This is a genomic window from Pseudomonas sp. FG6 (assembly GCF_057809015.1).
The window spans coordinates 101336-112129 of the sequence record NZ_JBMDJD010000018.1; the positions used below are offsets into that span (position 1 = coordinate 101336).

The window sequence follows — 10794 nt, forward strand, 5'->3', positions numbered from 1 at the left end:
CTTGTATTTGTGGGGCTCAGCCCTTGAGCGCGCCGGTGGTGAGGCCGGAAACGATTCGGCGCTGGAAAATCAGCACCAGAATCACCAAGGGGACGGTGACCAGCACCGACGCGGCCATCAGCAAGCCCCAAGGCAGTTCATGGGAGCTGCCGCCGGAAATCAGGGCGATGGCGACCGGCACCGTGCGCTGGGTGTCGGTGAGCGTGAAGGTCAGGGCAAACAGGAATTCGTTCCATGCGGCGATGAAGGCGAGCAGGCCGGTGGTGACCAGCGCGGGCCAGAGCAGCGGCAACAGCACGCGCATCAGGGTGATCCAGGGCGAGGCGCCGTCCATGATGGCCGCTTCCTCCAGCTCGTGAGGCAACTGCCCCATGAACGTGGTCAGTACCCAAACGGTGAAGGGCAGGGTGAAAATCGTGTAGCTGAGGATCAACGCCCAGGAGGTGTTGTACAGCCCCAGGGAACGGATCACCTCGAACAGCCCCGACAACACCGCGACCTGGGGAAACATCGACACCCCCAGCACCAGCATCAGCACCGTACCGCGTCCACGGAACTTCACCCGGCCCAAGGCGTAGGCGGCGGTCAGGCTGAGGAACAGCGCCAAGGCGACCACGCACAACGCGACCACCAGCGAGTTGCCGATCGCCCGCAGGAACGAAGCCTGGTTAAGCACCGCGGCGTAATTGGAGAAGTCGGGATTGGCGATCCAGTAGCTCACCTGGAACAAGGCACTGGACGGCTTGAGCGACGTCACGACGGCGTAGTAGAACGGGAACACCGCGTACACCAGCAGCACGCCGATCAGGCTCCAGAAACCGAGGCGCAGCAGGGTTTTCTTCAGCAGGCGCAGGCTCATGAACGCACCTCCAGCTGACGACGTCCGAGGTACAGATACGCCATGGCGATCACGGCAACCACCAGGAACAACAAGGTCGAAGCGGCGCTGCCGTAGCCGACGTCCTGGAACTCCACCAGATGCTGGCGGGCATAGACCGACATGCTCATGGTGCTCGACGAGTTGGACGTCAGCACATAAATGACGTCGAACACCCGCAGCGAATCGAGGATGCGGAAGATCGCCGCCACCAGCAGCGCCGGCATCAACAGCGGCAGCGTGACCCGCCAGAACACTTTCAGGGGGTGAATGCCATCGACCCGGGCGGCTTCGTAGCAGTCGCCGGGCAACATCTGCAAGGCGGCCAGCATCAACAGGGTGACAAACGGGACGGTCTTCCAGACGTCGACGATGATCACCGCCCACATCGACAGGTTCGCGTCTGCCGTCCAGGCCAGGGGCGCATCGATCAGGCCGAGGCTGAGCATCAGGTGGTTGATGATGCCGAACTGATCGTTGAGCATCCACGACCAGATCTTCGCCGAGACAATGGTTGGAATGGCCCAGGGGATCAGGATCAATGCCCGCACCAGCGCCCGGCCGCTGAACTTGGCGTTCAAGAGCAACGCCACCAGCAGACCCAACACCATCTCCAGCCCCACGGATACGGCGGTGAAATGCAAGGTGTTGCGCACCGCGTTCCACCACTGTGGATCGACCAGGATGCCCGACCAGCCGGTGCCGCTATGGAACAGGTAATTGCTCAGGCCTACAAAGGTCGCCTCGCCGGTATCGGCCAGGCTGGCGTCGGTCAGGCTGAACCAGAAAGTGCGCAGCAGCGGCCAGGCCGCGACCAGGGCCAGGCACAGCAACATGGGCGCGAGGAACAGCCAGGCGGCGCGCACACGTCGGCGTTGTACCGGTGTATCGCGGGGAACCCACTCATCATCAGGGGCAAGTGCGGTGGAGACAGACATGGTGATTTTCTTCCTTGTGGCTTACCAGTTCCGGCGCTTGATGCGCGTCAGTTCGCTTTCCAGTTCGGCCAGGGCCTGATCGACCGGCAACTCGCCCGCCAGCACGCCATGCACCTGGTCGAAGAACGCATTGGACACCCGTGGGTAACGCTCGGCGGTGATCGCGGCAGGGCGCATGACGCCGTCATTGAGGATGCTGTGCAGCTGGCTGTAGTAAGGCATGGCCGCCAACAGCTCGGGATCCTGGTAGAGCGATTCGATGACTGGGTTATAGGCACCGACCAAGGCCCGGTGCTTCTGCTGTTGGGCGCTGCTCAGGTAACTCACCAGCTCGGCGGCCAGTTTGGGATGGGCGCTGTAGCGCGAAACGGCCAGGCCCCAGCCACCGAGTGTGGAGGCGTGGGTGCCGGTTTCGCTGCCACGGGGCAGGGGCGCGACGCCGACCTTGTCTTTCACGACGCTGTCCGGACTCTGCACCAATGCCCAGACATACGGCCAGTTGCGCATGAACAACGCATTACCGGACTGGAAAACCCCGCGTCCTTCTTCCTCGGTGTAGTTGAGTACGCCGCGCGGAGAGATGTCGCCCACCCAACTTTTCGCCAATGTCAGCGCAGCCTTCGAGGCCGGGGTATTGACCACGATGTCGCCCTGGGCATTGACCAGGCCACCTTGCGGCTGGCTGCTGATCCACTCCAGGGCATTGCACGTCAGGCCTTCGTAGGCGCGGCCTTGGAACACATAACCCCAGGCGTTGGCGTTACCGGCGCTGCGTTCGGCCTGTTGGACATCCCTGGCGGTCGCGGTCATTTCTTCCCAGGTCTGGGGGACTGGCTTGTTGTATTTCTCCAGAAGGTCCTTGCGGTAATAGAGCAGGCCCGAATCGGTGAACCACGGCATCGTCACCAGCCGTCCGTTGACCGTGGCGTTGTCCACCTGAGCCTGGAAATAGCCTTGGGTAGCGTTGGCGGGCAGTACCTCACGCAGATCCATCAGGTGCTTGGCGAGCATGCCAGGCCACACCATGTCGATCTGGATGACGTCGATGTCGCTGGATTGCGCACTGAGGATCTGTTGATAGAACGACAACCTTTCGGTCGCCGAATTAGGCGTGGAAACCACTTCGACGCTGTGGCCGGTCTGTTTCGACCACGCGTCGACAGCCTCCTTGCACAGTTGCAGTTCGGCACCCACCGCGCCGCAGGAGATCGTCAGGTTAGCCGCGCTGGAAAGGCTGGGAAGCCCGCTGCAAAGGGCGAGCAATACTGCTGGAAGGAGCGATTTGAGCTGTTTCATAGGTCCCTCTTTATTTTTGTTTTTAGAAAAGTTAACGTTAACATCGCCAAATGTAGCAGCGTATTTGCGATGAGGCATCCTTTTTTTCGCAGGTTTTGACAATTCAAAACGCTGCGCGGAGGCGGGTCGCGGGAACGAAAAATAAAAACAAAACAGGGAGATCCATATGCAGAAAGCATCAAGTTGGCTTCTGGCAGGCGTACTCGGCACCTCGGCAGCCACCGCTCAGGCGGCGACACTGGAAGAACGCATGGCCGCGTTCGAAGCCCGCGCCAGCGCCGCGGAAAAACGTGCCGCTGCCGCCGAACAGCAGACCCAGGCACTGGCCCGGGAACTGCAACAACTCAAACTCGCCGCGCCCACCCAACCCTCGGCGACGCCTGTGGCGAGCGTTGCCGCGCCCACGCTGGATGCGCGACTGGCGACGCTCGAAGCCCGCCAGCAAAGCATGGAAAAACAGAACAGCGGCGCGCACCTCACCGACGGCTTCAGTTTCAAGGGCTATGCCCGCTCCGGATTGCTGGTCAACGACGGGCTGGGCGGCGGCCGGGGCGGCCCCTATACCACGCCGGCCGGTTCTGTCGGTGGGGCTGTCGGGCGACTCGGCAACGAGGACGACACCTACATGCGGATCGACCTGTCCAAGGAGATGTACGCCCAGAACGGCACCCGCTCCAAGTTCACCGTGTCCATCGCCGACGGCGTGGAAAGCTCCAATGACTGGACGGCCACTGAAAGCAACTTGAACGTGCGCCAGGTGTTCACCGAACTGGATCACCTCGCCGCGTTCAAGGGCAACCCGATGTTCGAAAACGCCACCCTGTGGGCCGGCAAACGCTTTGACCGCGACAACTTCGACATCCACTGGCTGGACTCGGACGTCATCTACCTGGCCGGTACCGGCGGCGGTATCTACGACGTGCAGATGACCAAGGACTGGCGCTCGAATTATTCGTTGATCGGGCGCAACTACGGCGAGTTCAGCGAAGGCGGCGTCAATGCCGATGTGGAAAGCTACGTCCTGACCTCCAACCAGTTTTTCGATAACGGGCAGTGGCAGTGGATGTTCAACGCCATCGGTTCGAAGAAAAACGACATCGCCACCCGCACCAATGAGGCCGGCCTGAGCCCCGCCGATTCCGGCTTGCATACCATGGTGGCCAACCACCAGAAGAACTTCTTCGGCCGGGAAGGCTTCTTCAAGACGGCGTTGCTCTATGGGCAAGGCCTGGGGGCGGAGGTCAAGAACGTCGGCGCCGACGGCGAACTGATCGACGACGCCCGCGCGCTGCGCCTGGCCCTCTACGGCGAGACACCCATCGCCCCGGGGTGGCGGATCGGCCCGAGTCTGCTGGCCGAACAGAGCAAGGACCGCTACGTCCAGGGTGACGACTACCGCTGGATGACTTTGAACGTCCGACTGGCCAATGCGATCAACAGCAATTTCGAAATGGCCTACGAAATGAGTTGGCAAACCATGGACCTGGACCCCAAGGGCTACCTGCAACGCAACGCCGTCAATGGCAATTTCTGGAAGTTCACCGTCGCCCCGACCTTCAAGCCCGACCTGGGCGATCTGCTCACACGCCCCGAACTGCGGCTGTTCGCCAGCGTCATGGATTGGTCCTCGGACCTGGACCGGTACAGCACCACGGATGCTTTCGGTAAGTCCGATTTCAATGCCGGCGGGGTGTGGCAGTACGGGATTCAGATGGAGACGTGGTTTTGAATGAGTGGCCTAGACCGGCGCTCAAGCCATAAGACCCAAGATCAGGGGTTCACGCCAGTTGCTTAGTGATGGGCGTTAACTCTACAATTTTGGGTATTAACTGGCATATTGCAGGCTCGGTACACATTATGTTGGATTTAAGCTTCAGCAAGCCGAGTGAGGTGGTCAAGCGCCTCTGTGATCGTTTGCGCACAGAACGCTTGGCGCTGGGCATGACACAAGCCGACTTGGCAGGGCGTGCTGGCATCGGCACCAACACCGTGTCCAATCTTGAAGCCGGGCGCAATGTCGGGTTCGAGAACCTGGTCCGGGTGGCGATGGCGCTTGGTCGAACCAAGGAGCTCGAAGGTCTGTTCCTGCCGAAGCTGGACAGTATCGAGGACATTCGGCGCTACGAAAACAGCGCCAATCGTCTTCGTATAAAGAGGAAACCCGGCAATGCTTGAGCAGGTGAACGTCTTCTACGAGGGCTGGGGTGAGCGCTGGCAATGGGGTACGTTGGTCTCTACGACCGCGCTGACCGGTCGCCCGCTGATCGTGTTCGAGTACAGCCATGAAGCCAAGCGAAGGGGCTTGGAGCTGTCCTCCTACGCGCTACCGTTGGAGGGACCTCAACTGCGGCGAGATTTTCCGGGTCACCAGTTGCATTTGCCAGGACCTGTCTATGACGCATTGCCAGACGGGTGGGGCCTGCTGTTGATGGATCGTATGTTCAGGCGTCGCGGGCTCACCACGGCGCGTATCGGCTCACTGGAACGGCTGGCCTATATCGGTAGCAATGCGATGGGCGCCATGACATTTGAACCCGTGGAGCCTGAAGGGCAAAAATCGGACGTCCACATCCCGCTGGAACAGCTTGCGGCTGAAGTGCAGCAAGTGCTCCAAGGAGAGGGTGGCGAGTTTCTGCAGACATTGCTGCTGGTGGGGGGCTCGCCTCAAGGTGCAAGGCCTAAGGCTCTCGTCTATCGCAACCCCGAGACCGGCGCATCCACCACCGCCGTCACACCGGGCTTTGAAGCCTGGTTGATTAAGTTTCCGGCCAGAGAAGAGCATGCCGAGGTATGCGCTATCGAAATGGTCTACGCCGAGTGCCTGCGCAGATGCGGCATCGAGACACCGGACACACAGCATTTCAGTCTACCTAACGGATTGGCGGCGTTTGCCAGTAGGCGATTTGACCGCCAGGATTGCCTGCGCGTACCCATGCAAAGCCTCGCGGCCTTTACGGGTGCCGATTACCGGTCTCCGGGAGTGTTGGACTACGTCAACTTCTTGCGAGCAACGCAGATGTGCACCAACGACGTGCGAGAGATGGCGGTGGCCTTCGAGCGCGCCGTTTTCAATGTGGCGTTCAACAACAGAGACGATCATCCGAAGAACTTCGCGTACATCATGTCGCAAGGTGGCCAGTGGCGACTGGCGCCGGCATACGACGTGACCTTCTGCGAGGGGCCAGGCGGATATCACCAGATGGATGTGATGGGCGAGGCCCTGGAGATTACCCGCGCGCAGATGCTTCGGCTTGCCGAGGAGGCTGAGGTGCCCCTGGATGTTGCCGGTAGGATGATTGACGGCATTTGTGATGTAGCCAGCCAGTTTGCAACCATCGCCGAGAGTCTCTACCCGCAGGGTATTACTCGAGATACTTTGCGCACGATCCAGGGCTGCATTGACCAGAATGTAGCTCGGCTGCGGTAAGCTCACTCGGGACGCAGTCGCCTGTGATGATCGGGTTGCGAGTGCGCGGTCGTTTGATGAGGACCGCGTAGCGCCGGTTGCCGTGCAGTCTGTGGTTGAGGGCTTAAAGGCTCTCGGGATCCCCAAAAAACATTTTGACTTGGCTCTAGCGCGGTGTTTTCAGGCCGAGAAAGTTTTGGTTTGCCCCCATTTTTGCCCCCATTAGCATGTGATGCACTGGTGATCGAGATTGCCCAGGCGTTGAAAATTTGTTGATCCAGCCTAGGGAACGGCAACCAGGCGCGCCTCAAAGCCCTGTAAAAACTCGCGAACCATGGTCGAGTACGGCGCTTGAGGCTTGGCCATATCCGCCATGTGCTGCGCTGTGCGTTCTACCAATGTTCCGTCACCGACGCGGCTGCGGAGGTGGGATATGAAAATACCTCCCACTTCATCAAGGTCTACAAGCAACGGTACGGTGTCACGCCGAAGAAAGCCAAGACCTTCGCGGCAGAACTGTAGCGCGACAAGGCCCAAGCCCCCGCTGTCGCGACAGGGTGTTGTTGGGCGTGGTTGTAGGCGTCGACTAAATTTTGACCCGGGTGGTCGATTCTGGCTGACCCAGGCTGAACCATCGAAAGCCGCGCTGACCCTCGTTTTGTGCGTAGTAGGCTGGGTCAACGGATTCCGGTACCAAAGGTCAAACTGGCGTCGGTGCCAACAGGGGTGGTGGTCAACCAGTTCACGGGGCACACCAGCCTTCATCAAAAAATCTCGTTGATGAGTTGTTGACCGAAGGTTTACCTGTGCTGCCGGTGTTGCTAAGCAGCTCCGTCAAGATGCGCGAATCTCACGAAGCTTCAGTACCCATCATCCATTTGGCCGCTCGGCATAAGCTTTCGCTGGAAATTTTTTGGTTTGCTGGATGCTCTGGAGCAAGCCGCTTAGCTAATGACGGGTTGCTACGAGCGTAATTGACCCCTCAGGTTATCCTTCCATGAGCCGGAGCCGGTGATTCAAGCCAGTCCGTGCAGCTGAAATACTGACGAAACATTCTGGCCATATGATTCGCGTCACTGAAATCCAGGGAGTTGGAGATGAATCGACCATCAAGAAGCATGCGCAAACTGCTCGACGTCGTTGCCACCAACAATGAGGCAGCGGCGCTTGATGTGATGCGTGCTGCTGAGCAGCTCCAAGACGAGGTGCTACGCCAACGGTTGCTCAACATGATTCACCGGCTCAACCAGGACGCTAATGACTTACGAATGGCGCGTGACGATATCCAGGGCGGAGCCATAAAGCTCGCGTGATTGGGCACGGTGACGGATCTTCTGCAGCGCCACGGCATCCCCCAGGAACCGGAAGACCTGCTACGAACTGCCTACGCTTCAACTTCCGGCGTGCCGAACCCAACTGGCCGTTCATCCGCGGCGGAAGAGAGTTTTCCCTGAAGGTCAGCGGCAACATCGAATGCAGCAGTGGTGAAGCACTGGCACAACTCGCGCGAGTAGGTGCCGGCATTGCGCGTATCGGCGAGTTCAGCGTGAGCGAGGATCTGCTGCGCGGCGATCTGATACCGCTGCTGGAAGCCTGGAACCCCGGCGACCAGGAACCGATTCATGCGGTGTTCGTAGGTGGCTCGGCAATGCCGGCGCGGGTGCGGTTGTTCGTGGACTTTTTGCTGGAACACCACCGGATGTAAGCGGTGGCGTCACCTGAATCCTTCCGGGTGCTCGTGATGCTGTTCGCATTAGACAAGTAGTGACCAACACGTCGTTGGGCGCGTTATCAGTGGGTGGTCTGCTTGACTGGAACAATCGGGATCCATGGCATTGATGCCCGTCGCAAATGGCCGAGATTGGCCGATGACTATTCGTGAGAGGCCGCTTTCGGCTGTGGATTCAACCGGTCGATGCAACACAACTAAATTCTGTGTTTTTCAGAAAAGCTAAACATAGAAGCGACATTGCTCGAAGCAGGCACCTTATGCCGGCTGCTTAAAAGTAAGATCCGGCTTAGTAGCTAAGTGAGGTTATTTTTAATGTCTGAATCACAGCCTTTGGGTTTGTCTTATAGCATTGAGTCATATGGTTGCAATAGTCGTCGACAGTGCGGATGGTTAAGTTGCCAGAACTTATTGCTTTGTATTTCTTTCTATCACAAGCATCGAGGATGTCGCCTTCAAGTTCATCGTACTCATTCCTTTTAAATAGGCCGGTAGGGCGGGTGGCTCTCAAATCATCCCCAAACACGGCATCTGGGTTAAGAGTGTCCACGGAGACATTGAAGATACTCGCAATTCTCTGCAAGGCGAATTCACGGACAATTTCATCTGGATCGTTCATAATGCGCTCTCATATCATTATTTTCCACAATCGCAATCACCTGAGGAAGTAGCATCCCAGGCAGACTTTCCAATCACCACCCAATCATAAATGCCTTCTGCCACTACCGAGGTAGTGGCTACAGTACTCGCAGCCATTATGGAAGGTGTTCGCCCAATAATTCTCAGGGCTCGGGTATTAAACCTTCCTGACCAACGACTCAATTGGCTAGTCCATGGATTGATCTTACCTTTTGGTGTACCTAAAGCTCTGATCTCACTTGAAGCTTTTGGCATAGTTCCAATAGCTTCAGTTGTTAAAAGACTTCCCAAAGTAAGGGCGCTATCCGCTCGATTCTGCTCAATTTGATTAGTAAATCTGTCGAAGTCAAAGCACATCAATCCAAGCGGATCAGTATTATTAATAGGATCGCCCTCCACATAGGTATACATATTAATACCACCAGCAAGACCAATCGGATCTCCTGAGATAAAACGCCCAAAACCTAGTTGGTAATACCGTGCCCGATAATAATAGACCCCCGTGCCATCATTTTCCCGCCCGGTGTACTGCTGGCTGTTAGCACTGGTGGAGCCGCTGCTGCTGGTCTGGCCATAAGGGTCATAGGTGTATTGGGTGGTGGATGCTCCGCTGCTGTCGGTGAGCGCTTGGGTTGAACCCAGTGCATCAGCCAAGTAGCTGTAAGTGCTGCCACTGGCTTCGGTGCGGCTAAATATTTCATCGAGGCCGCCCGTGAGGAGGTTGGCTTGCACTGTCGGGGGGACGGCACTGGTCAGCTCTTGCACCAGGTTGAGGCCATCGAAAACATAGCCGGTGGTCTGTCCGGCAATCGTCTTCTGGCTGCGTCTGTTGGCCGCGTCATAACTGAAGCTGCCGGACGTGGTGCCCGTGAGCGTGCTCAGGCGCTGGCGCGAATCCCAGGTGTAGGTATTGCTGCCGTCGCTGGTCATATTGCCGTTGGCGTCATACAGCAAGGCGGCACCGCTCCATACCGTCAACTGGTTAGCCGCGTTATAGCTGGTGGTGCTCACGGCTCCGGGGAGGGTGGTGCGGGCCAAGCTGCCGCCAAGTTGCACGCGCTGACCGGCGTTGTCGTAGCCGTAGTTCAAATTACCAAGGCTGGTGCCGCCCTTGGCGTAATTGAGGTTGATCAGCTGGCCGGCATTATCGTAACCGTAACTGACGGTCACCCCGTTGGGCAGGGTCAAGGTGGCACGACGGTTGTCCGCGTCGTAGGTGAACGCCGCGCTCTGGCTGCCGTTACTGAGATTGGTCAGGCGATTGCCGACGTCATAGGTGTAATTCACAGCGGGCTGGCCCGTCACCGTCATACTGGTGCGACGATCAGCGGCATCGTAGGTGTAGGAAACGGTGCCTAGGGAGGTGGTCTCGCTAAGCAGGTGATCCAGATTGTCGTAGCTGCGGGTGATCGTTCCGCCTTGAGTGTCCACGATCTGCGTCAGACGATTCCCACCATCGAAGGTGTAGCCAACTGTGGCATCCGGCGTTGTCAACGATGGCCCGCTGCCGATTAAGGTTTGCCCGAAGGCTGATTGCGTGCGCCGATTCAAGGCGTCATAGGTGTAGGTGGCGATGACGCCATTGCGGGCGGTCCACTGCGTCACATTACCCAGGCCGTCGAGACCATAGCTTTGCGTCGCGTTCAATGGGTCGGTGTAAGACACGCGGCGATCGCGAGCGTCGTAGCTATACGCATGTACTCCGTTCTTGGCGTCAGTGACGCTCAGGAGATTACTGTTCGTGTCGTAAGCAAAGCTGGTCACGCTTCCTAGCGGGTCCGTAACCTTGGTTTTACGGTCCAGCGGATCATAATCCATCATGGTACGGCGCCCCACGGCATCAGTCATTGCCATTGAACGAGCCCCATGAAAGACAGGACACCGTTTCCCCCTTACGATAAGGGATAGG

Annotated in this window: 10 protein-coding genes and 2 pseudogenes; 7 read left to right on the plus strand and 5 right to left on the minus strand. The window is 58.3% G+C overall.

Annotated elements, in window-relative coordinates; translation table 11 throughout:
- Window positions 1–16: 16 nt before the first annotated feature.
- Genes ACODSJ_RS14090 through ACODSJ_RS14100 form a run of 3 tightly spaced genes read right to left on the minus strand, consistent with a single transcriptional unit; the run spans window position 17 to window position 3111 of the window.
- Complete coding sequence (locus ACODSJ_RS14090; protein ID WP_489102309.1) at window positions 17–859, minus strand: carbohydrate ABC transporter permease; 843 nt, start codon at window positions 857–859, stop codon at window positions 17–19.
- Window positions 856–1815, minus strand: a complete 960-nt coding sequence (locus tag ACODSJ_RS14095; protein ID WP_489102310.1) for a carbohydrate ABC transporter permease — start codon at window positions 1813–1815, stop codon at window positions 856–858. The genes ACODSJ_RS14090 and ACODSJ_RS14095 overlap by 4 nt, the downstream gene beginning before the upstream one ends.
- Window positions 1816–1836: 21 nt before the next feature.
- Complete coding sequence (locus ACODSJ_RS14100; RefSeq protein WP_489102311.1) at window positions 1837–3111, minus strand: ABC transporter substrate-binding protein; 1275 nt, start codon at window positions 3109–3111, stop codon at window positions 1837–1839.
- Between the two features lie 166 nt (window positions 3112–3277).
- Here ACODSJ_RS14100 and ACODSJ_RS14105 point away from each other — a divergent pair, with 166 nt between their 5' ends.
- The 7 genes and pseudogenes from ACODSJ_RS14105 to ACODSJ_RS14135 all read left to right on the plus strand — a co-directional run.
- Window positions 3278–4840 carry a carbohydrate porin gene (locus ACODSJ_RS14105; protein ID WP_489102312.1) on the plus strand — a complete coding sequence of 521 codons (1563 nt, stop codon included), beginning with the start codon at window positions 3278–3280 and terminating at the stop codon, window positions 4838–4840.
- 128 nt (window positions 4841–4968) lie between these two features.
- Window positions 4969–5286 carry a helix-turn-helix domain-containing protein gene (locus ACODSJ_RS14110; protein ID WP_489102320.1) on the plus strand — a complete coding sequence of 106 codons (318 nt, stop codon included), beginning with the start codon at window positions 4969–4971 and terminating at the stop codon, window positions 5284–5286.
- Complete coding sequence (locus ACODSJ_RS14115) at window positions 5279–6538, plus strand: type II toxin-antitoxin system HipA family toxin (RefSeq protein ID WP_489102313.1); 1260 nt, start codon at window positions 5279–5281, stop codon at window positions 6536–6538. The genes ACODSJ_RS14110 and ACODSJ_RS14115 overlap by 8 nt, the downstream gene beginning before the upstream one ends.
- Before the next feature lie 330 nt (window positions 6539–6868).
- Complete coding sequence (locus ACODSJ_RS14120) at window positions 6869–7039, plus strand: helix-turn-helix domain-containing protein (protein WP_489102314.1); 171 nt, start codon at window positions 6869–6871, stop codon at window positions 7037–7039.
- Between the two features lie 192 nt (window positions 7040–7231).
- Window positions 7232–7465 (plus strand): annotated as a pseudogene (locus tag ACODSJ_RS14125) (ParA family protein); the annotation flags it as partial.
- A gap of 149 nt (window positions 7466–7614) precedes the next feature.
- Entirely contained in the window at window positions 7615–7830 is a 216-nt protein-coding gene (locus ACODSJ_RS14130; protein WP_489102315.1) for a hypothetical protein, read from the plus strand.
- Between the two features lie 15 nt (window positions 7831–7845).
- Window positions 7846–8222, plus strand: a pseudogene (locus ACODSJ_RS14135) (LysR substrate-binding domain-containing protein); the annotation flags it as partial.
- Between the two features lie 313 nt (window positions 8223–8535).
- On the opposite strand, the gene ACODSJ_RS14140 reads toward ACODSJ_RS14135, so the two are convergent.
- Window positions 8536–8865 carry a hypothetical protein gene (locus ACODSJ_RS14140; RefSeq protein WP_489102316.1) on the minus strand — a complete coding sequence of 110 codons (330 nt, stop codon included), beginning with the start codon at window positions 8863–8865 and terminating at the stop codon, window positions 8536–8538.
- Window positions 8866–8882: 17 nt separating this feature from the next.
- Window positions 8883–10739: an RHS repeat-associated core domain-containing protein gene (locus ACODSJ_RS14145; protein ID WP_489102317.1), complete on the minus strand. Its 1857-nt coding sequence runs from the start codon at window positions 10737–10739 to the stop codon at window positions 8883–8885.
- Window positions 10740–10794: the final 55 nt, after the last annotated feature.